Genomic DNA, 21,772 nt, shown 5'->3' with positions numbered 1-21,772 from the left:
CTCTAAAGCTCCTTCCTGATGTCGACGAAGCGCATCATCACCGCAATCATCAAGAGGACGGTGACGAGCAGGACGACGGCGCTGGCGGCCGCTGCCGGGTATTGCAGGAGGCCGATCTCGTTGGAGATGACGCGGCCGACGGAGGCGCTCTGGCCGCCTGACATGAAGCGCACGGTGATGAAGTCGCCCATGACGAGGGTAACGACGAAGATCGAGCCGATCATCAGGCCGGGCTTCGACAGCGGGATGATCACATTGGTGAGGATCTGCAGGCCGTTGGCGCCGGCGTCGCGGGCCGCCTCGATGAGCGACCTGTCGATGCGCATCATGGTGTTGAACACCGGCACCACCATGAACAGCGCGTAGAGGTGGACGAAGGCGAGCACCACGGCGAAGTCGGAGAACAGCAGCCAGTCGAGCGGTTCGTCGATGACGCCGGCGGCGATCAGGGCCGAATTCGCCAGGCCGTTGCGGCCGAGGAACGGGATCCAAGAAATCATGCGGATGATGTTCGAGGTCCAGAATGGGATCGTGCAGATGAGGAAGAGCGCGATCTGCACGGTCAGCGAGCGGACGTGGAAGGCGAGGAAATAGGCGACCGTGAAGCCGATCGCGGCGCAGAACGCCCAGGTCAGAATGACGAATTTGAAGGTCTTGAGATAGGTGTCGAGGGTGACCTTCGAAGTCAGCAGATACTGGTAGTTTTCCAGCGAAAAGGCCGGATAGAAGGTCCACTCGTTGTATTGCCAGAAGCTGACGGTGACGATGGTCAGGATCGGCAGGACGAGGAACAGGCCGAGGACGAGGGTGATCGGGCTGACCAGCAACCAGCTTGCCTTGTCGGAACTCTGCATCGCGGCGATGTCCTCGGTGTGTCAGGGGGAAAGCGGCCTGCCCGGCGGGAGCTCCGGGCAGGCCATCACCGCAGCCGTCAGGCGGCGATGAATTCGTTCCACTTGCGGACCATGTACTGGTTCTCGTCCATGACGGCGTTCCAGCAGGCGACCGCGCCCATGCGGTCGTAGAAGGAGCCGCCGTCGCGCACGGCGCCGGCCTTTTCCATGACCTTGCCTTGCGGGTTGACGATGTCGCCCTGTGCCGCCTTGCCCTCGAACCAGAAGCCCCATTCGTCTTCCGACATGAAGTCCTTCGAGGTCTCCGGCACGGCCGAGTAGTAGCCCTGGCGCATCAGGAAGCCGCCGACCCAGCCGGACAGGTACCAGTTGATGTACTCGTAGGCCGCTTCGAGCTCGAGGCCCGACAGGTTCTTCGACAGGCCGATGCCGCCGCCCCACGAGCGATAGCCTTCCTTGAGCGGCTGGTAGACGCAGGGGATGCCCTTGGAACGCACGGCGGTGATCGCCGGCGACCACATCGACTGGATCACCACTTCGCCCGACGCCATCAGGTTGACGCTCTCGTCGAAGGTCTTCCAGAAGGCGCGGAACTGGCCGGCCTTCTTGGCCTCGGTGAAGATCGCCATGGTCTTGTCGATCTCTTCGCGGGTCATGTTGCCCTTGTCGCCGTATTTGATCTCACCCATGGCCTCGCAGACCATGGCGGCGTCCATGATGCCGATCGAGGAGATGTCGAGGATCGAGGCCTTGCCCTTGAATTCCGGGTTCAGCAGCTCGGTCCAGGATTCGATCGGCCGGCCGATGAGGTCGGGGCGAATGCCGAGCGTGTCGGCGTTGTAGATCGTCGGGATGAGGGTCATCCAGCCGGTCTCTTCGGTGGCGAACCTGGTCGCGTCCGGGCTGTCGACAAAGCCGACGGTGTGCGGCGCGGTGCCCTGGGCGATCGTCGATTCCGGCGTCAGCTTGCCGCTTTTGAAGATGCCGACGATCTTGTCGTAATTCTTGATCTTGGAGACATCCATCGGCTGCAGATTGCCGGCCGGCAAGACCTTCTTGCAGATCCAGTATTCGATGTCGGCGATGTCGAAGCTCTTGGGCTGGGTGGCGGCGCGCTGGGTCACGGCGTCGGAGTCGAGCGCCGTCATTTCGAGCGTGAAGCCGAGGTCTTCCTTCACCTTCGCCGCGACCTCGTTGAGGTTCGACACGCCAGTGCCGAACTGGCGCAGCGTGACGTTCTTGATGTTCTGCGCCCAGATGGTCGGGAAGCCGGTGACGGCGCCCGAGCCGAGTGCGGCGCCGGCGGTGGCGGCTGCGCCCTTCAGTACCGAGCGGCGGTCGATCCCTTTGCTGCCTTTTGCTGTCGTCATGAGGTTCTCCTGTTCCCTTCCTGTTGGACCCGCGGCGCGATGCCGAGGGGCGAAGCGGTCAAACCGCAAGCTGATGCGCGTCGTCGGCGTTCCAGGACGCGAAGACGGCGTCACCGATCTCGAACGGCGCGCCGAAAAAGACCGCTTCGGGGACCGAGGCGGTGATGGGTCCGGTCTCGCTGCTTTCGAGCGCGACGGCGAAAGTGGTGCCGAGATATTCGATGTCGTGGATGGTCGCGCCGACGGCGCCTGCGGCCTGATCGCGGGCGAGGGTGATGCGGTCGGCGCGCACGGCGATCGGCCCGGACGGGCCGGACAACACGTTGTGGCCGCCGATGAAGCGGGCAACGAATTCTGTGCGCGGCTCGTTGAAGACGGTGTGCGGCGAGCCTGCCTGCTCGATGCGGCCGGCATTCATGACGATGATCTCGTCGGCAAGCGCCAGCGCCTCGTCCTGCGAGTGGGTGACATGGATGAAGGAGATGCCGAGTTCGCGCTGCAGCCGCTTCAGTTCAAGCCGCATATGCAGGCGCAGGAACGGGTCGAGGGCGGAGAGCGGTTCGTCGAGCAGGAGAACCTGAGGCTCGGTGATAAGGGCACGGGCGAGTGCGACGCGCTGCTGCTGGCCACCGGAAAGCTGCGCCGGCAGACGTCCGGCATAGTCGCCCATATGGACCAGCTCGAGAAGTTCGAGGGCGCGGGCGTGGCGGGTCGCCTTGTCGGTGCCGCGCATCTTGAGGCTGAAAGCGACGTTGTCGAGCACGGTGAGGTGCGGGAACAGGGCATAGTTCTGGAACATCATCGCGGTGCCGCGCTTGGCCGGGGCCAGGTCGGTGATGTTGTTGCCGCCGAGCGCGATGTCGCCGTCCGTGACGGTTTCGTGGCCGGCGATCATACGCAGCGTCGTCGACTTGCCGCAGCCCGAGGGGCCGAGCAGGCAGACATAGGTGCCGCCGGCGAATTTCTGAGAGATCGCGTCGACGGCGACCATCTCTCCGTAGCGTTTGGTCACCGAGGCCAGTTCGAGGGCACTTTGCTGGGTCATGAGCGCTTCCCGTTTCGATTGGCCTCAGGTTCGCAACATGCGTGCCACTTTTCGCGAGGGGTTTAAGCGTTTGAATCTCAAGTGGAACCCGAATCCAGGGCGGCACCCGCTGCGCTGGAGTGCGAAAAAAATGGGCAAATGAAATACGAAGTGCCTAGAAATTGTATACGATTTCAAATTGCTCTGTTGGACAGTTTGGACTACATCTCGGAAGGCAATTCCGGAGAATGAAGACGATGCAGGCGACCGGGACGGATCGCATGGGATCGGGAGTCGAGAACGGGTTCGACGCGGTGTTTTCGCTGCCGCCGGGACGCGCGCTGTCGATCTGCGTCCAGCTTCAAAAGGCCATTCTGGAACATCGCCTGAAGCCCGGTACGAAGCTTTCGGAAGACGAGGTCGGGCGCATCTTCGGCGCCAGCCGGACCGTTGCGCGCGCCGCATTGCAGGCGCTTGCTCATTCCGCTCTCGTCACCATTGAACGCAACCGCGGTGCCTTCGTATCGCGGCCGTCGGTGCGCGAGGCGCATGAGGTGTTCGAGGCGCGGGCGCTGATCGAGCCGCGGGTGGCGCAGATGGCGGCGGAGGCGATGACGCCATCGGATATGGAACGTCTGCGCGAGCATATCGCTTCCGAGCACCGGGCGATGAAAGCCGGCGACAAGGGCGAGGCGCTGTCGCTCTCCGGCCTCTTTCACATCGCGATCGCCGACATCTCCGGTCGGCAGGTTCTGGCGACCATCATCCGTTCGCTGGTGTCGCGCTCCTCGCTGATCATCGCGCTCTACTGGAAACGACCGGACACGACCTGCGAGAGCCATTCGCACGACGCGCTGATGAAGGCGTTCGGCGAGGGCGACGGGCAGGCGGCTTTTGAAATCATGAAAAGCCATATCGTCGATCTGCATTCGGGCCTCGACCTTGTCGAGCGGCCCGAGCAGGAGCCGTCACTCGCCGATATTTTTGGCGGCTAATCAGTAGTTTGCTTGATTTTGTTCAGGTTTTTGCCCGGGCTGTTTTCGCCCGAATTTCTGCACGATTCCAACGTGAAAAAACCGCTTGCATTCCGTCGCAAAACGCGTAGAAGACGCGTCGCCCTAGGTCGCACGTGCCTGTGGGCGCCCACGGCCCGGACGCCGGATCGGCTCGAAACTTCGAAGCCGGTCGAGCCCCTGAAATAGGGGGCAGGCGGTAGTCAGGTCGACGGTACAACCGGAACGCCGACATATGTCGGAGGGTTTCGGGGCGGGAAGGTTGGATGTCCCGCCGGGCGCCTTGAAGCAACGACGGTGAGGGCCCTTTGTCTCCTCCGGCAGTCCAAAGCCGGGTTTCAAAGAGGCACACCTTCTTTGCCGGACGTGCGGACGGGTCTCCCTTCCAATCAATGGCAGTTACAGACCGGATGTTCGCGTTCGCGCGGCGTTCGGATCATGCGCCGTTATCGGCCTGCATGTCGCTGACCGTCTCCACAGCGGTCGCGGCGCGCAGTCGTGTCGGTGCTCACCTGTTGGATCTGGAACCGCTGGGAGCCCACAATGGCCACTGACCGCATTCTGAACTTCCTTGCCGAACGACGCCCGGAAGGCCCGTGCCTCGTTGTCGACCTCGACGTCGTGCGCGACAATTTCGAGGCCTATCGCAGCGCGCTGCCGTGCACGAGCATCTTCTATGCGGTGAAAGCCAATCCGGCGCCGGAGGTCCTGACCCTTCTGGCCGGTCTCGGGTCCTCGTTCGACTGCGCTTCGGTTCCTGAAATCGAGATGGCCCTTGCCGCCGGTGCGACGCCCGACCGCATCTCGTTCGGCAACACCATCAAGAAGGAACGCGACATCGCGCGCGCCTATGCCCACGGCGTGAACCTCTTCGCGGTCGACGCGATCGAGGAAGTCGAGAAGGTGTCCCGCGCGGCGCCCGGCGCGAAGGTGTTCTGCCGCATCCTGTGCGACGGCGCCGGCGCCGAATGGCCGCTGTCGCGCAAGTTCGGCTGCGAGCCGGAGATGGCCATCACCGTGCTCGACCACGCCCGTGCAAACGGCCTCGTCCCGTGGGGCGTGTCGTTCCACGTCGGTTCGCAGCAGACCAACATCGACGCCTGGGATTCGGCACTTGCCGAAGCCGCGCGGATCTTCGGTGCCATGCGCGAGCGCGGCGTCGAACTCGGCCTCGTCAATCTCGGTGGCGGCTTCCCCGCGCGCTACCTGAAGGAAGTGCCGACCGCGCAGGCCTATGGCAACGCCATCTTCGACGCGCTGACCCGCCATTTCGGCAATCGCATCCCGGCGACGATCATCGAGCCGGGTCGCGGCATGGTCGGCTCCGCCGGTGCCATCAAGGCGGAAGTGGTGCTGGTGTCGAAGAAGTCGGCCGAGGACACGATGCGCTGGGTCTATCTCGACATTGGCAAGTTCGGCGGTCTCGCCGAAACCATGGACGAGGCGATCCGCTATCCGATCCGCACGCCGCGCGATTACGACCACAAGGCACCGTGCGTGCTGGCCGGCCCGACCTGCGATTCCGCCGACGTGCTGTACGAGAAGACCCCGTACGATCTGCCGATTTCGCTCACCGTCGGTGACGAGATCCTGATCGAGGGTGCCGGCGCCTACACGACGACCTATTCGGCGGTTGCGTTCAACGGCTTCCCGCCGCTGCAGACCTACCTGATCTGAGGCCGCGGCCATGGACCAGTCGATCGCCTTTGTCGAGGAGGCAGAAACTCATATTGTCGCCCGCGAGGCGTTACTCGACCGCACGATGGGGCCGATCCGGTTCCGTCGGTCGTCCGAGCGGCTTCGCGAAGGCCGGCTGCCGGCGCCGGGGCTTGCCCTTTCGGTGATGGCCGGGTCGAAGCTCGTCGGCACCGTGCGGCTGTGGAACGTGCGGGCCTGCGGGCTCGGCGCCGGGTTGATGCTCGGCCCGCTTGCCGTCGACGAAGCTTGGCGCGGAGCGGGGATCGCGGCGGGTCTGGTCGAGATGGCGCTGAAGTCGGCACAGGCTGATAGCTACGACGCCGTGATCCTGGTCGGTGATGCGCCGTATTACGGGCGCTTCGGATTTTCGGCCCATACCGCACGGCGTCTCGCCATGCCGGGACCGTTTGAGCGGCATCGCATGCTCGGTCTCGCGCTGAAGCCCGGCGCCCTGGAGCGGGCGCACGGAACCTTGCGGCCAAGCGGTGCCCCGGCGCTGCCGATCGCCGCCCCGGCCAATCAGCCGCGTTTCGCCTTTGAGGCGGAACAGCGCGCCATCAACGGGAACTGACATCCAGCGGCCGGCGGATTCGTACCGCCGGCTGCAACCTCCGGACTGTATCGAGCCATCGTCACCGGAGCTGCGCTGCGGCTTCGGGGACGTTTTTTTGTTTGAAGAAAGGGACCTTTTCCGTCGACGAGCAGAGCGTCTCGCCCACGGAGTGGAAGGCAAGACAAGGAGCATCGCCCGATGACCACCCACCCCAAGCACGGCACCATCACCGGCCCGATCGTCATGATCGGCTTCGGTTCCATCGGTCGCGGCACGCTGCCGCTGATCGAGCGCCATTTCGATTTCGACCCGGCGCGGCTGGTGGTTATCGATCCGGTCGATACCGACCGGGCGCTGGTCGAGGAGCGCGGCTTCCGCTTCGAGAAGCTCGCCATCACCCGCAAGAACTACCGCGATTTGCTGCCGGGGCTGCTGACCGCCGGTGGCGGGCAGGGTTTTTGCGTCAACCTTTCGGTCGATACGTCCTCGCTCGATATCATGAAGCTGTGCCGGGAAATCGGCGCGCTCTACATCGACACTGTCGTCGAGCCGTGGGCGGGTTTTTATTTCGACGCCGACGCGGACAATGCCGCGCGCACCAACTATGCGCTGCGCCAGACGGTTCGCGAGGAAAAGCAGCGCTCGCCGGGCGGCACCACGGCGGTGTCCTGCTGCGGTGCCAATCCGGGCATGGTGTCGTGGTTCGTCAAGCAGGCGCTGGTCGATGTGGCCAGTGCGAGCGGTATCGATTTCGACGAACCGGCGGCGGCCGACCGCGACGGCTGGGCGAAGCTGATGAAGCGCACCGGCGTGAAGGGCATTCACATCGCCGAGCGTGACACCCAGCGCTCCGTCGATCCGAAGCCGATGAACGTCTTCGTCAACACCTGGTCGGTCGAAGGGTTCATTTCCGAAGGGCAGCAGCCGGCCGAACTCGGCTGGGGGACGCACGAGAAGTGGATGCCGAAGAACGCCCATCACCAGGGCGGCAAGCACGGTCCGGCGATCTATCTCGACCAGCCGGGGGCTGCAACCCGCGTGCGCACCTGGTGCCCGACGCCGGGCGCGCAGTACGGCTTCCTCGTCACCCACAACGAGTCGATCTCGATCGCCGACTATTTCACCGTCCGTGACGCAGATGGCGACGTCGCCTACCGGCCGACCTGCCACTACGCCTATCACCCGGCCAATAACGCGGTGCTGTCGCTGCACGAGATGTTCGGCAATGGCGGCACGCCGCAGCCGGAACTTCGCGTCATGGACGAGAACGAGATCGTCGACGGTATCGACGAACTCGGCGTGCTGCTCTACGGCCACAAGAAGAACGCCTACTGGTACGGCTCGCAGCTCTCCATCGAGGAAACGCGGGAGCTTGCGCCGTATCAGAACGCGACCGGCCTGCAGGTCACCTCGGCGGTGCTTGCCGGCATGGTCTGGGCGCTGGAAAACCCTGAGGCCGGCATCGTCGAGACCGACGAGATGGACTATCGCCGCTGCCTCGAGGTTCAGCTTCCCTATCTCGGCCCGGTGAAGGGCTACTACACGGACTGGACGCCGCTGACGAACCGCAACGGGTTGTTCCCGGAAAAGATCGATCGTGACGATCCCTGGCAGTTCCGAAACGTTCTGGTTCGGTAGCGCATAAAGACTCCGGTCGCCGCCAGACAATCGATCTCGCGGCGGCCGGACATCTATTGGCAGCGGCGCCGTTTCCAGTCTTTGCCCAAGCGAAGTAATTTCCAGAACAACCTGATTTGTAGCAATTAATTGATCTTGCTGCGCTGGACGTTTGTTCGCGAATCAGCACACCCTGCTGTGAATATTTTCGGCATGGGTGGGTTGCAGCATGAGCAATGAGTCGCTGGCCGCGCATTTAAGCGCGGACTGCCGGGAGGGATTCCGCAAGGCCGCTCTCAAAACGGGTACGTCTCTTTCCTCCCTGACGCTGGCGGCAGCTGCCCTTTCCCTGACTGCTTCCCTGTCGGTTCTGCCGGTATCCGAAGTGCTTGCCGACTCTCCCCGCATCCTGCAGTTCGCCATCGGCGCCGACGGTGAAAATGGTAGCCACGGCAGTTTCGAGCATTCCGGCCATCCCGGTCATGCCGGCGACGCGGGCGCAGACATAACCTTCGACAATTCCTCCCCGATCGGTAACGACCGGCCGGTCTTCACCAATATCGCTCAGGCCATCATGGGCGACTTCCTCCTGATTTTCGCCAAGGAAACCGCAATATGGGTGTCGTCGTGGGGCGGCAATGGCGGCAATGGGGGCAAGTCGGGCGGCGGCATCCATGTGCACGGCGGACGCGGCGGGCGCGGTGGTGATGGCGGTGATATCGATGTCACCAACGAAGCGACCGGCACAATCTCGACGAACTACGGGTCGTCGCACGGCATCTTCGTCAATTCCTATGGCGGCGAGGGTGGCAATGCGGGCGGCGCCGGCACCGGTATCGGCAATTCCGGCAATGACGGCGGTGTTGGCGGCAATGGCGGCGATGTCACCATCGACAATGCGGCCTCGGTCTCCACGCAGGGCGACGCGAGCAATGCGCTCTATGCGCTGAGCAAGGGTGGCGGCGGCGGCAATGGCAGCGGCAGCGGCTGGCTCGGCGGCAGCGGCGATGGCGGTGACGGCAACAATGGCGGATCGGCAGAGGTCACCAATACCGGCGCCTTGCTGACGGGGGCCGCGAATTCCTACGGCATTTTGTCGGCGAGCATCGGCGGCAATGGCGGCGACGGCGGTTCGGGCAGCGGATTGTTCCTCGCCTTTGGCGCCTCCGGCGGCAAGGGCGGCAATGGCGGCTTCGTCAAGGTCGAGCATTCCGGCTCGCTCACGACCGAGGGGGACGGCAGCACGGGCATTCTGGCCCATTCGATCGGCGGCGGTGGCGGTCACGGCGGCAATGCGGCCGATGTCGGCGTTTCGGCCGGCCTTGCGGTCGGCGGTAGCGGCGGCGGCGGCGGTGCCGGCGGCAAGGTCGAGGTCGGCATCGATGCGAGCGGCAGCATTTCAACCAGCGCGGCCAACGCGCCCGGCGTGATCGCTCAGTCGATTGGCGGCGGCGGCGGCGCTGGCGGCAACGCCATCGGGGCGGCGGTCGGCGAAGTTTCGGTGCAGGCGTCGTTCGGCGGCTCCGGCGGCTCCGGCGGAGCGGGCGGAGCCGCTTCGGTCGACAATGCCGGGACCATCGAAACGCTCGATCACAATTCAGCCGGTGTGCTGATCCAGTCGGTCGGCGGTGGCGGTGGTCACGGCGGGAATGCGGTCAGCATTGCGCTCAGCGCCGGCGAGGAAGCCGGCTCGGCGTCGATCGGCATCGGCGGCTCTGGCGGCTCTGGCGGGCACGCGACCGAGGTTCAGGGGACGAATTCCGGCAGCATCACGACGTGGTCAAGCAACTCACCGGGCATGCTCGCGCAGGCGATCGGCGGTGGCGGCGGCAATGGCGGCAATGTGGTCTCGGTGGCGGCCAGCGTCGGCGAAGCGGCCGCCTCGGCGTCTGTCGCGGTTGGTGGCAGCGGCGGCAGCGGCGGCGATGGCGGTGCATGGATTGCCTTTACTCCGCCATTCGACTTCTTCGTGCCCAAGAATGAGCTTGAGAACGAAGCCGGCGCTGTGATCGAGACCAACGGCCATCGCTCGCCCGGCATGCTGCTGCAGTCGATTGGCGGCGGTGGCGGCAGCGGCGGCAATGTCTACTCGTTCTCCGTCGCGATCGGATCGGGGTCGGAGGAAGGCGACGAGACGGCGGCCAGTGTCAATGTCGGCATCGGCGGCAATGGTGCGGTTGGCGGCAACGGCATGACGGTGACGGCCACCAACGCCGGCACAATCTCTACCCAGGGCGAGAATTCGCACGGCGCCGTCGCACAGTCGGTCGGCGGCGGCGGTGGTGCCGGCGGCCATGTCGTCACGGTTTCGGCGACGACGGCGTTTGCCTCCGGCGGTGAACAGCCGCCCGAAAAAGGCAGCACGACGCGCTCGGTGACGCTTGCTCTCGGCGGAAAGGGCGGTGCCGGCGGCAATGGCGGTGCGGTCAACATGTTTGCCGAGGACGGATCGTCGATCTCGACTTCGGGCAATCTGTCGACCGGCATGCTGGCGCAATCGATCGGCGGCGGCGGCGGCGATGGCGGCCACGTCGTCGCGGTGACGTTCGGCAAGGGTCAGAAGGTTCCCGACCCGGAGACGGAGTCCACGACCAAGCGCAACACCGCCTACAACTTCAACATCGGCATTGGCGGCAATGGCGGCAGCGGCGGCAACGGCAACAATGTTGACGTGGAGATCGGCCGCGAAGCAACCATCATGACCGCCGGCACCGGATCGAAGGGTGTTGTCGCGCAGTCGATCGGCGGTGGCGGCGGTACCGGAGGACGGGCCCATTCCAGTTCCTTCCTGCTCGGCAACGCGGAGAAGGAATCTATTTCGGTTCATATCGGTGGCTCGGGCGGACGCGGCGGCGATGGCGGCGAAGTGGCCGTGCAGTTGCTCGAAGCCGATCAAGGTGTGGCGCTGGATACCGATGAGAGCCCGAACGGGGCCGTCATCACGCTTGACGACCAGTCCCACGCCATCATGGCGCAGTCGATCGGCGGCGGCGGTGGCAGCATATCGACCTCGTCGCTGCCGTCGATTTCCATCGCCCAGCAGATCGCGGACCTCTATCTGGGCCCGAGCAGCGGCGCCAGCGGTTCGGGCGGTACGGTCACCGTTTCCGGGCTCAACGCGGTCCACACCGCAGGAACGGCATCGTTCGGTATCCTTGCGCAATCGATCGGCGGCGGCGGTGGCGAGATCGCGCATCAGATGTCGGCCGGCGACAGCGGTACGGTCACGCTCGGGGTTGGCGGGGAATCCGCATCCGGCGCCAATGGCGGTTTCGTGCTGGTCGAGGATGTGGACTATGTCCAGACCAGCGGAGACCTCGCGCACGGCATCGTCGTCCAGTCGATCGGCGGCAGCGGTGGGGCGGCGACGCTCACCAATCTTTCCGGGCTCGACAGCGTCACTCTGACGACGACGATGGGCGCGTCGGCGCGTTCGAGTGGCAATGGCGGAAACGTCGAAGTCAATCTTGACGACGATACGGTCATCACGACGGGCGATCAGGCATTCGGCATCATCGCTCAGTCGATCGGCGGCAGCGGCGGGCTCGTTGCCGTTGAAGGCGGCGGTTCGTCGCTCACCAACACCACCAACATCATGGTCGGTAATCAGGGCGGCGGCGGCGCTGTAGACGTAACGCTTGGCGCCGACAGCATGGTTTCGACCGCCGGGCCCGGGGCCGTCGGTGTGTTTGCGCAGTCGGTCGGCGGCGGCGGCGGTCTGGTGACGTTCAGCGGCGATCTTGTAAACACGACACGCACGACGACCGAGCTTGCCTCGGAAGGGGCGGATGTCGGCGGCGATGTCACCGTCAATGCCCAGGGGACCATCCAGACCACCGGCTTGCACGCGCATGGCATTTTCGCCATGTCGACGGCCGGCGCGACAGTATTCCAGTCGGACATCAACACCACCAAGGTCTTCGGCGGCGCTGGCAGCGGCCAGTCGGGGACGGTGACCATCACGCAGTCCGGTACTGTTCTCACATCAGGATTTGGCGCGACCGGCATCAGCGCCTTTGCACACAAGTCCGACGGGATCGGGATCGACATCACGGTTGGCGGGACCGTTGCGGCGGTCGGCAACGGGGTAGCTGCCGTGCGCGCGATCAACAAGGTGCCTGGCGCGCCGCCGGCGGCTTGCGGCAACATAGAGACGACGACAATCCAGATCGAAGAGGGGGCGCTGGTTACCGCCGGGCATCTGCTCCGAAATGGCAGAATGCCCCGTCGCGGAGGAAAGGCGATCCTAGTCCGCGACGAACTCGGCAGTTTCGATGTCGGGATTTCCGGTACGGTGGTGGTTCCGGGCATTACCTATGGCACGCCGTTCATGGCTGTCGCGACCTCCGGCAACGGCTCCGTCACGGTCACCGACACCGGTTCGGTGACCGGTGCGATCCGGTCGGATGGGGTTGGCGATGTGTGGCTCGTCAATGACGGGCGGATCGACGGTGAAGCGCGCAACCTTGCCAACTATGTGCTCGGGAGCACCGGCAATCATTTCATCGCGCTGACCCCCTCGGCTGCAACGGCGGGCGGTATCACGACGCAGGAAATGACGATCGTCGGCGGGGCGTTTCACCCGTATCTGACCGAGTTTTCTCGGCTTTCCGCGCCGACCGAGATCATCAACGTCACGACGCTGCCGGACGGTATCGTCGAGCGGGTGGTCAACACGCCTGTCGTTGCCTACACGGCGGTGGCGAGCGGGAGTTCGGTCAATATCACCGATGTCGATGTCGACTTCCTGCGGCCCGGATTGCGCGGCAATGCGGGCAAGGTTGCCGCGCTCGCCGACCCGGTCGTGCGCAAGTGGATCAACGGTACGCGTGTCGCGGCCGGCGACAGGCAGCTCTATGCGATCCTGCTCGATGCCGCCAATGCCGAGGACCGCGTGACGCTGCGCGACCAATTGTCGAGCCAGCTCGATGCCTCGCAGCATTACGGGCTGACGGTCGCGCATCATACGGCGGCCATTGCCCATCTCGACACTCTGCACAGCTGCGGCGTCGAAGACGGGCCGTGGGCGATGATCCGGGAAGGGGAGTGCGCCTGGGCGAAGGCCACCTATGGCTACACACGGCTCAACGACGCCAACATGAAGTCCCGTGACACCGGGTTCGCCGCCGGATCGCAATTCGCGTTCGACGATGTCTGGCGGGTCGGCTTCGGCGGTGCATTCGAGCGGACCCGGTTCAGCAGTGCCGCGAGCCAGAGCGACGGTTACCGGGTTCATGGTGGCGGTGTGGTCAAATACACCGACGGTCCGTGGCTCGCCTCGGCGTCCCTTTCGGCGTCCTACAGCTGGGCGGACGCGCAGCGCCAGCTCATTGCGGGCGGGCGGCGCTACACCGCGTTCTCGGACCAGCGGGCGCTTGCCGCTTCGGCGAGGCTCAGGGCGGCGCGCGCCTTTGCCTTTGATGGGTGGTACGCGATCCCCACCCTCGACCTCGACCTTTCGTGGGTGCACGACTACGGCTATCGCGAGCGCAATGCGGGTAGTGCCGGACTGCGCGTTCACGCTGACGACAGCTTCCTGTTCGACGTGCATCCGAAGGTCGTTCTCGGCACCGAGTTCCGCTTTGGCGAACATACGGTGATGCGGCCCTATTTGGAGGCGGGTGCACTGTTTGCCGTCACCGACCACTCGATCGAGCAGTCGCTGCTCGGTTCGCTCGGCGGCGCGCGGGCGTCGATGGAGGTCGATCGCGAGGATATCAAGGCCACCTTCGCCGCCGGGCTCTCTCTGTTTAGTGGGGAACGGGTCGAGGCCAAGCTGCGTTACGACGGTGCCATCGGCCAGGATTCCCTATCGCATACCGGCAGTCTGAAAATCGGGATTCGGTTCTAGCGCCGACCCGATGCGCTTGCATGGGCGTGGCGGGCGCGGATAGTCTTTCGGCCACTGGATGACTGAACGGAGCGACGAGTCGATGACGATACGCAAACGGACACTGGCCGGGCTCGGCGCCATTGCGGTCTGTCTTGTCGCGAGCTCGTCGGCGCTTGCCTGGACGCGCATGGACGAACGTCCGCCCCGGCTCGGCTACTACACCGACACGGCGCCGCTCGCCGGCGGCATCAATTTCGTCGCGCCGCGGCCCTATGGTCGACCGACGCCGTGGACGCCCGAATGGTTCCGTTACTGTTCGCGCCGCTATTCGACCTTCAACCCGAAGACCGGTGACTATCGTGCCGCGGACGGCCATCTGCGTCTGTGCCGGTGACGGGTTTTCGGCGTATTTCGCAGGTCGATCGGCGTGGTGTGGCATCCGGTAATCGGCGGCCGGATCATTGCGCCGAATTGTGGCGGATCGGGTGACCTCTTTGCCTCTCGGTTACCGTCGAAAACCGCGTAAAACTGCGGATTGCGGTGCTCCAAGCTGAACGCCACATGAACACAGGTGCCGCTATTACGCCTCTTTCCTGTGGCACTATTCCAATGAAGGGGCCCTGAAACTCTAGGAAACAGGAGATAACCCATGACTGGGAAGATTGGACGGGCTGTGGCCTATCTTTTCGGTGTCGTCATGGTAGTGGCGATGGCCGATGTGGCATCGGCTGCTGTTCCGGGTTCTGCCCCCGGCGCACTCGTGCCTGATCGAAATGGAACTCCCGCTGCAACGAGCCAGGAACGTGGCTCGACCAACGTTATTCCGGTTGCCGGCGGCTACAATCGCGGCTGGCGGAACTCCCGCCGCTTCTATCGCGGTGGCGGTCGCGCCTATCGCGGTCGTGCTTTCCGGGCCGGCCGTGCCTACGGGCCGCGCCGGGCCTACCGGGCGGCGCCGCGCTTCCGCAATCGTGCCGCATGGCGTAACCGCCACAATGTGTGGCGCCGCTATCCGCGTCCGCCGCGTCGTTGGGGTCCGCCGCGTGGCGGTCGTCCGTGGCGTCACTGGCGTGGTCACCGCTACTACTACTATCGTGGTGACTGGTGGCCGTATGCGTGGCTCGGCGGTGTCGTGGTCCTGCCGTCGGTCGTCTATCGCGACGCACCGCCGCGTTACTACTACGACGCTCCGCGTCCGTGGACGCCGGAATGGTATGCCTACTGCGCGAGCAAGTATCGCACCTTCAACCCGCGCTCCGGCTACTACTTCTACAAGCCGGGCAAGCAGCGCTTCTGCCGCTAACGGCTTGCGGGTTCGAAGCGGCTGATGCCGCAGACCGAGATACGAGAACGGCGGCCGAAAGGCCGCCGTTTTCTTTTGCCAGGGCTAGGGACGTGAGGCCGGCTCCGTGTCCGGTTTACCCAAGCGCGCGTGAGGCGATGTAGAGCGCGAGCGCGGTGGCGTTCGAGACGTTCAGGCTCTTGATCTCGCCGGGCATGTCTAGGCGGGCCAACTCGCTGCAGACTTCCTGGGTGCGCGGACGAAGACCCTTGCCCTCGGAGCCCATGACCAGGGCAAGCGGTGCTTTCAGGTCGACGTCTTCGAAGGGCTTTGGTCCCTCGCTGTCGAACCCGACGCACAGGAACCCTTCCTTCTTCAATTGTTCGATGGCGTCGGCGAGGCTGCCGACGGAAATCAGAGGCACCAGGTCGAGCGCGCCGGAGGCGGATTTCGCCAGGACACCGGTCTCGCTGGCGCTGTGACGGCGCGGCAGGATGATGGCGTCGACCGCGAAGGCGGCGGCGGACCGCATGATCGCGCCGACATTGTGCGGGTCGGTCGTCTGGTCGAGGATGAGGACAAGGCGAGCCTTGCCGAGCGAGGTCAGGTCGCGCTCGGGCAGCGGTTCGGCCTCAAGCAGCACACCCTGATGGACAGCGTCGGCGGTCACGCGGCGGTCGATGTCCTTCGGCGTGTTGACGATCTCGATCGGGAGATCGGCAGGGATCAGTTCCTGCGGCAGGCGGGCGAGCGCGTTGCGGGTGGCGATCAGCCGCAACTTGGTGCGGGCGGGATTGGCAAGCGCGCTTGCCACCGTGTGCAGGCCATAGAGCAGGGCAGGCCCGCCCTCGGCGGTTTCCGTGCCCGGCTTGCGCCGGTGCGGGCGCTGTTTGCGATTGTTGCTCGGCGGACGGGTCATGGGAACGCTCTGTTTGTTGTGCGGGAAAACGATTCGACGGGCAGCGCCGGAGGTTGCCCCTGTTTTCGATAGGAACCCGGCCAATCCCGGCTCGGCTCGGTCAGCTACCCCGGCTTTGTCCGGCTGTCGCCGTTGTCGGCGGGCGTCAGGCATAAACCGATTTTCCAGAAAGGTCGATTCCGTATCGGATTTCCGAAATTACCGTGTTGACAGCATCGGTTCATGCCGCCATAAACGCGCACCAGATTACCCCGCTTTGCGGCGGGGAGGTTTCCGTTTTGCCATCCTGTTTGTCTGGTTTCGGGGCGGTGTTCGGAGGGGTGCCCGAGTGGCTAAAGGGGACGGGCTGTAAACCCGTTGGCTATGCCTACGTTGGTTCGAATCCAACCCCCTCCACCATCCGAACCGAAATCATACGGCGGGCGGGTGTAGCTCAATGGTAGAGCAGCAGCCTTCCAAGCTGACGACGAGGGTTCGATTCCCTTCACCCGCTCCACCATTCAGCCAAGCCGCCTGACCGGAAAACGGGCCATGTCGGGCGGGAGTAGATAACGGTCATCCGGGTGTGGTTCGGGGTTCCGCCGATGAGGTGGACTGCCGGCTTCGCCCAATTCTGTTGTTGGACACGAAACGAGAGAGCGACGCCGATGGCGAAAGCGAAGTTTGAGCGGACGAAGCCGCATGTGAACATCGGAACGGTTGGTCACGTTGACCATGGCAAGACGACGCTGACGGCGGCGATCACGAAGTTTTTCGGTGAGTTCAAGGCGTACGACCAGATCGACGCTGCGCCGGAAGAGAAGGCTCGCGGCATCACGATTTCGACGGCGCACGTCGAGTACGAGACGGAGAACCGTCACTATGCGCACGTCGACTGCCCGGGTCACGCTGACTACGTGAAGAACATGATCACGGGTGCGGCGCAGATGGACGGCGCGATCCTGGTGGTTTCGGCGGCCGACGGCCCGATGCCGCAGACCCGCGAGCACATCCTGCTTGCGCGTCAGGTCGGCGTTCCGGCGATCGTGGTTTATCTGAACAAGTGCGACCAGGTCGACGACGAGGAGCTTCTCGAGCTTGTTGAGCTCGAGGTTCGCGAGCTGCTTTCGTCGTACGAGTTCCCGGGCGACGACATTCCGATCGTCAAGGGTTCGGCGCTGGTTGCGCTGGAAGACGGCGACAAGAAGCTTGGTGAGGATTCGATCCGCGAGCTGATGGCCGAGGTTGACGCCTATGTGCCGCAGCCGGAGCGTCCGAAGGATCTTCCGTTCCTGCTGCCGATCGAAGACGTGTTCTCGATCTCGGGTCGCGGCACCGTTGTGACCGGCCGTGTCGAGCGTGGCGTCGTCAAGGTTGGTGAGGAAGTCGAGATTGTCGGCATTCGTCCGACGACGAAGACGACCTGCACGGGCGTCGAGATGTTCCGCAAGCTTCTCGACCAGGGCGAGGCCGGCGACAACGTTGGCGTTCTGCTTCGTGGCACGAAGCGTGAGGACGTCGAGCGCGGCCAGATTCTCTGCAAGCCGGGTTCGGTTACGCCGCACACCAAGTTCAAGGCCGAGGCGTACATCCTGACGAAGGAAGAGGGTGGCCGTCACACGCCGTTCTTCACGAACTATCGCCCGCAGTTCTACTTCCGCACGACGGACGTTACGGGTGTTGTTCATCTGCCGGAAGGCACCGAGATGGTGATGCCGGGCGACAACGTGCATATGGATGTCGAGCTGATCGTGCCGATCGCGATGGAAGAGAAGCTTCGCTTCGCCATCCGCGAAGGCGGTCGGACCGTCGGCGCCGGCGTCGTCGCTCAAATCATCGAGTAGTGACTTATCTGGGCGCCGCGCTTGTGGTGCGGCGCCCATGATGCCTTTAGGGGTATAGCTCAGCTGGTAGAGCGACGGTCTCCAAAACCGTAGGCCGGGGGTTCGAGTCCCTCTGCCCCTGCCAATCTTCCGTCCCGATGGGGTTGCGGAATCATACGGAACGTCTTAATAAGTCGTTCCTCAGGGTTTAATTAAGCCTGATTGTGGCGCGTGGATCATGTCCGCGCGCCCGTTGCGCTGTAATGGGCCAGGATCGTATGGCAAAGACCAATCCGATAGCATTTTTCCAGCAAGTCCGGGCGGAAACGGCCAAAGTGACGTGGCCGACCCGTCGTGAGACCGCCATCACCACCGTCATGGTGTTCGTGATGGTGTTCATCGCGTCGATTTTCTTCCTGCTCGTTGATCAGTTGCTGGGTTTTGGAATCAGTTTGCTGCTCGGCATTGGCGGCTAAAGCTGCGGCTTTATGGAATTCAGGGATTAGACGATCATGGCCAAGCGTTGGTACATCGTCCACGCTTATTCGAATTTCGAAAAGAAGGTGGCGGAATCCATTCGGGAAAAAGCCGACGCGACGGGTCTTGGCGATCTGTTCGAGGCTGTGCTGGTTCCGACCGAGAAGGTCGTCGAAGTGCGCCGCGGCCGCAAGGTGGACGCCGAGCGCAAGTTCTTCCCGGGCTACGTTCTGGTCAAGGTCGACCTCACCGACGAGGCTTATCACCTGATCAAGAATACGCCGAAGGTGACCGGCTTCCTCGGTGCCGACAAGAAGCCGATCCCGATTTCGGATACCGAAGCGGATCGCATCCTGCATCAGGTGCAGGAAGGCGTCGATCGGCCGAAGCCGTCGATCAGCTTCGAGGTCGGCGAGCAGGTCCGCGTGTCGGACGGTCCGTTTGCCTCGTTCAGCGGCGTCGTCGAGGAAGTCGACGAAGAGCGCGCGCGGCTCAAGGTTGCGGTTTCGATTTTCGGCCGGGCGACCCCGGTCGAGCTGGAATACGGGCAGGTCGACAAGCTGTAGGCTGTCGCCGTCCGGGCGGTCCGGTTCAGCCGGAGTGCCGAAAAGAGCCGGGCGCACGCGCTTCGTCATGAGGCGCTCGTTCGCAAAGGGGCGGGAGGTACGAGACGGTTTCGCCGCCGTCTGACGGCCGCACCGCCCACTTCCAAAGCCGGTCGTTCCGGTGCCTGATATGGGAGACATGAAATGGCGAAGAAAGTACAAGGGTTCCTGAAGCTTCAGGTGCCTGCGGGGTCGGCAACGCCGTCGCCGCCGATCGGTCCCGCGCTCGGTCAGCGCGGTCTGAACATCATGGAATTCTGCAAGGCGTTCAACGCGCAGAGCCAGGATATCGAGAAGGGTGCGCCGTGCCCGTGCGTGATCACGTACTACACGGACAAGTCGTTCTCGTTCGAGATCAAGACCCCGCCGGTCAGCCACTTCCTGAAGAAGGCCGCCAAGCTGCCGAAGGGCTCGACTGCCCCGGGCCGCACGGTCGCCGGCTCGGTGACTTCCGCGCAGGTGCGCGAGATCGCTGAAGCGAAGATGAAGGATCTGAATGCGGCGTCGGTTGAATCGGCGATGCGCATGGTTGAAGGCTCGGCCCGTTCGATGGGCCTCGAGGTGGTGGAGTAATCTGATGGCCAAGGCAGGTAAGCGGATTCGCACGGCCCTCGAGGGCATCGATCGCACCAAGGCGTACCCGCTCGAAGAAGCGGTGACCCTGGTCAAGGAACGCGCCAAGACGAAGTTCGACGAGACCATCGAGATTGCGCTTAATCTCGGCGTCGATCCGCGTCATGCGGACCAGATGGTTCGCGGCGTTTGCGTGCTGCCGAACGGCACCGGCCGTACGGTGCGCGTTGCGGTTTTCGCCCGCGGCGACAAGGCCGAAGAGGCGACGGCGGCGGGTGCCGACATCGTCGGTGCGGAAGATCTGATGGAGCAGGTGCAGAAGGGCGAAATCAATTTCGACCGTTGCATCGCGACGCCGGACATGATGCCGCTGGTCGGCCGTCTCGGCAAGATCCTTGGCCCGCGCGGCATGATGCCGAACCCGAAGGTCGGCACGGTGACCGTCGACGTCAAGGCTGCCGTCAACGACGCCAAGGGCGGCGCGGTCCAGTTCCGCGTCGAGAAGGCGGGCATCGTCCATGCCGGCGTCGGCAAGGCGTCGTTCACCGCGGACGCGCTGATCGAGAACATCAAGGCGCTGACCGATGCGGTTTCCAAGGCGAAGCCGACCGGCGCCAAGGGTACCTACATGCAGCGCATGGCGATTTCCTCGACCATGGGCCCGGGTATCCGTGTCGATATCGGTACCGTGCTGGGCGGCTAAGCCCCGGTACCCGAGAATTACCGCCCGGGTCCTTATGGGTTCGGGCGGGAAGGCTCCAAGCCATGCCGGCAGCAGCCGGGGCGGTGCGGGGCCGAACCTGTCCGAGACTGCAGGTGTGGCGCAAGCCGCTTAAGCCTACCGGGCCTGCATGAGACGGGAGAGAGCCGATTGCAGGAGGTTCGCCTCCGTATCCGGTTCGATCCGTTGAGCCTTTGCGTTGCCGTATCGCGCGCCAAGGGGGCAGGCATGTGAGCGTCGCCGGTTCCCTATGCGCATGTAGCGGCGGGAGCGGCGGCAAAGGCAACCGACGGACGGGCTCGCCCGACCGTCATTTGTGGAGAGGCACGTGGAAAGAGCTGAAAAACAAGAGCTCGTTGCGGCGCTCAACGAGGTGTTTACGGGCGCCGGCGTTGTAGTCGTTGCCCACTATGCGGGTCTCGACGTCGCCAAGATGACCGACCTCCGGTCGAAAATGCGGGCGGCGGGTGGATCCGTCAAAGTGGCCAAGAACCGCCTCGTCAAGCTTGCCCTCAAGGGCACGGAGATCGAGCACATTACCGACCTTTTCGAGGGTCCGACCGTCATCGCCTATTCGGACGATCCGGTTGCGGCTCCGAAGGTGGTTTCGGACTTCGCCAAGGCCAACGACAAGCTCGTTGTTCTGGGCGGTGCGCTCGGTACGACCAATCTCGATGCAGAAGGTGTCAAGGCGCTCGCCTCGATGCCGTCGATCGACGAACTCCGCGCCAAGCTGGTCGGCATGATCAGCACGCCCGCGACGCGTATCGCACAGGTGCTTTCGGCGCCTGGCGGTCAGGTCGCCCGTGTGCTGTCGGCTTATGCTGAAAAGGGCAACGCGGCGTGAGGCCGTAAGGACAAAACGTATAACAACGGTTCGAACTGATAGGTAACCAATACAATGGCTGATCTGGAAAAAATCGTAGAAGAGCTTTCCGCTCTCACCGTCATGGAAGCGGCTGAGCTGTCGAAGATGCTCGAAGAGAAGTGGGGCGTCTCCGCGGCTGCTCCGGTCGCGGTCGCGGCTGTCGGCGGTGCTGCCGGTGGCGATGCTGCTGCTGCTGAAGAAAAGACCGAATTCGACGTCATCCTGGCCTCGGCCGGCGACAAGAAGATCAACGTGATTAAGGAAGTCCGTGCGATCACGGGCCTCGGCCTCAAGGAAGCCAAGGATCTCGTTGAAGGCGCTCCGAAGGCGGTCAAGGAAGGCGCGTCCAAGGACGAAGCCGAAGAACTCAAGAAGAAGCTCGAAGAGGCTGGCGCCACCGTCGAGCTCAAGTAGGTTTCGCCTGCTTGACATGAATACGGCTCCGGAGGGCAAAGGCCCTCCGGAGCTTCGTCCGTCCCGGAGGGGGCGGTATGACACAGTCCTCCGAGTGAGGGCTATCCCGATGACCGAGGCGCGCCGCGCCGGAGCGGTCACCCGGACAG

18 protein-coding genes and 3 tRNA genes are annotated in these 21,772 nt (G+C 64.1%); 17 read left to right on the top strand and 4 right to left on the bottom strand.

Annotation, left to right across the window (positions count from 1 at the left end):
- Positions 1-2 precede the first annotated feature (2 nt).
- From C0606_10910 to C0606_10900, 3 genes are all read right to left on the bottom strand, one after another.
- A complete protein-coding gene (locus tag C0606_10910; protein PLX37030.1) occupies positions 3-854 on the bottom strand; it encodes an ABC transporter permease in 852 nt (283 codons plus the stop codon).
- 77 nt (positions 855-931) lie between these two features.
- A complete protein-coding gene (locus C0606_10905; protein ID PLX37029.1) occupies positions 932-2,224 on the bottom strand; it encodes an ABC transporter substrate-binding protein in 1,293 nt (430 codons plus the stop codon).
- Positions 2,225-2,282: 58 nt separating this feature from the next.
- Positions 2,283-3,269 (bottom strand): Fe3+/spermidine/putrescine ABC transporter ATP-binding protein, encoded by a 987-nt coding sequence (locus C0606_10900; protein ID PLX37028.1) that lies wholly within the window; start codon positions 3,267-3,269, stop codon positions 2,283-2,285.
- A gap of 260 nt (positions 3,270-3,529) precedes the next feature.
- Here C0606_10900 and C0606_10895 point away from each other — a divergent pair, with 260 nt between their 5' ends.
- The 7 genes from C0606_10895 to C0606_10865 all read left to right on the top strand — a co-directional run bounded on the left by C0606_10895 (position 3,530) and on the right by C0606_10865 (position 15,265).
- Positions 3,530-4,243, top strand: coding sequence for a GntR family transcriptional regulator (locus tag C0606_10895; GenBank protein ID PLX37312.1), 714 nt, complete (start codon positions 3,530-3,532; stop codon positions 4,241-4,243).
- Positions 4,244-4,804: 561 nt separating this feature from the next.
- The gene (locus tag C0606_10890; protein ID PLX37027.1) at positions 4,805-5,938 is read left to right on the top strand and encodes an ornithine decarboxylase; all 1,134 of its coding nucleotides are present in this window, start codon (positions 4,805-4,807) and stop codon (positions 5,936-5,938) included.
- Positions 5,939-5,948: 10 nt separating this feature from the next.
- Positions 5,949-6,530: a GNAT family N-acetyltransferase gene (locus C0606_10885; protein ID PLX37026.1), complete on the top strand. Its 582-nt coding sequence runs from the start codon at positions 5,949-5,951 to the stop codon at positions 6,528-6,530.
- Between the two features lie 180 nt (positions 6,531-6,710).
- Positions 6,711-8,150, top strand: a complete 1,440-nt coding sequence (locus tag C0606_10880) for a homospermidine synthase (protein PLX37025.1) — start codon at positions 6,711-6,713, stop codon at positions 8,148-8,150.
- Between the two features lie 364 nt (positions 8,151-8,514).
- On the top strand, positions 8,515-13,980 hold the full coding sequence (locus C0606_10875; GenBank protein PLX37024.1) for a hypothetical protein: 5,466 nt from the start codon (positions 8,515-8,517) through the stop codon (positions 13,978-13,980).
- Positions 13,981-14,038: 58 nt separating this feature from the next.
- The gene (locus C0606_10870) at positions 14,039-14,356 is read left to right on the top strand and encodes a hypothetical protein (protein ID PLX37023.1); all 318 of its coding nucleotides are present in this window, start codon (positions 14,039-14,041) and stop codon (positions 14,354-14,356) included.
- A gap of 315 nt (positions 14,357-14,671) precedes the next feature.
- Positions 14,672-15,265, top strand: a complete 594-nt coding sequence (locus C0606_10865; protein PLX37311.1) for a hypothetical protein — start codon at positions 14,672-14,674, stop codon at positions 15,263-15,265.
- Positions 15,266-15,380: 115 nt separating this feature from the next.
- Here the strand turns inward: C0606_10865 and C0606_10860 are convergent, their stop codons facing one another.
- Positions 15,381-16,163: a 23S rRNA (guanosine(2251)-2'-O)-methyltransferase RlmB gene (locus C0606_10860; protein PLX37022.1), complete on the bottom strand. Its 783-nt coding sequence runs from the start codon at positions 16,161-16,163 to the stop codon at positions 15,381-15,383.
- 314 nt (positions 16,164-16,477) lie between these two features.
- Between C0606_10860 and C0606_10855 the strand changes: the two genes are divergently transcribed.
- From C0606_10855 to C0606_10810, 10 genes are all read left to right on the top strand, one after another.
- A tRNA-Tyr gene (locus tag C0606_10855) sits at positions 16,478-16,562 on the top strand.
- Between the two features lie 23 nt (positions 16,563-16,585).
- Positions 16,586-16,659: transfer RNA gene (locus C0606_10850), tRNA-Gly, on the top strand.
- 151 nt (positions 16,660-16,810) lie between these two features.
- Positions 16,811-17,986 (top strand): elongation factor Tu, encoded by a 1,176-nt coding sequence (gene tuf / locus C0606_10845; GenBank protein ID PLX37021.1) that lies wholly within the window; start codon positions 16,811-16,813, stop codon positions 17,984-17,986.
- 48 nt (positions 17,987-18,034) lie between these two features.
- Positions 18,035-18,110: transfer RNA gene (locus tag C0606_10840), tRNA-Trp, on the top strand.
- A 133-nt stretch (positions 18,111-18,243) separates the two neighbouring features.
- On the top strand, positions 18,244-18,441 hold the full coding sequence (locus tag C0606_10835; protein ID PLX37020.1) for a preprotein translocase subunit SecE: 198 nt from the start codon (positions 18,244-18,246) through the stop codon (positions 18,439-18,441).
- A 36-nt stretch (positions 18,442-18,477) separates the two neighbouring features.
- Complete coding sequence (locus C0606_10830; protein ID PLX37019.1) at positions 18,478-19,008, top strand: transcription termination/antitermination protein NusG; 531 nt, start codon at positions 18,478-18,480, stop codon at positions 19,006-19,008.
- A gap of 183 nt (positions 19,009-19,191) precedes the next feature.
- Positions 19,192-19,620 carry a 50S ribosomal protein L11 gene (rplK, locus tag C0606_10825; GenBank protein ID PLX37018.1) on the top strand — a complete coding sequence of 143 codons (429 nt, stop codon included), beginning with the start codon at positions 19,192-19,194 and terminating at the stop codon, positions 19,618-19,620.
- 4 nt (positions 19,621-19,624) lie between these two features.
- Positions 19,625-20,323, top strand: coding sequence for a 50S ribosomal protein L1 (locus C0606_10820; GenBank protein ID PLX37017.1), 699 nt, complete (start codon positions 19,625-19,627; stop codon positions 20,321-20,323).
- Positions 20,324-20,669: 346 nt separating this feature from the next.
- On the top strand, positions 20,670-21,188 hold the full coding sequence (locus C0606_10815; GenBank protein PLX37016.1) for a 50S ribosomal protein L10: 519 nt from the start codon (positions 20,670-20,672) through the stop codon (positions 21,186-21,188).
- A 54-nt stretch (positions 21,189-21,242) separates the two neighbouring features.
- Positions 21,243-21,623: a 50S ribosomal protein L7/L12 gene (locus C0606_10810; GenBank protein PLX37015.1), complete on the top strand. Its 381-nt coding sequence runs from the start codon at positions 21,243-21,245 to the stop codon at positions 21,621-21,623.
- Positions 21,624-21,772: the final 149 nt, after the last annotated feature.

The sequence above is a fragment of the Hyphomicrobiales bacterium genome, assembly GCA_002869065.1.
Taxonomy (GTDB): domain Bacteria; phylum Pseudomonadota; class Alphaproteobacteria; order Rhizobiales; family Rhodobiaceae; genus Rhodobium.
The sequence above is the reverse complement of the archived record's forward strand: the minus strand, read 5'-3'. Positions and strand labels throughout refer to the sequence as shown.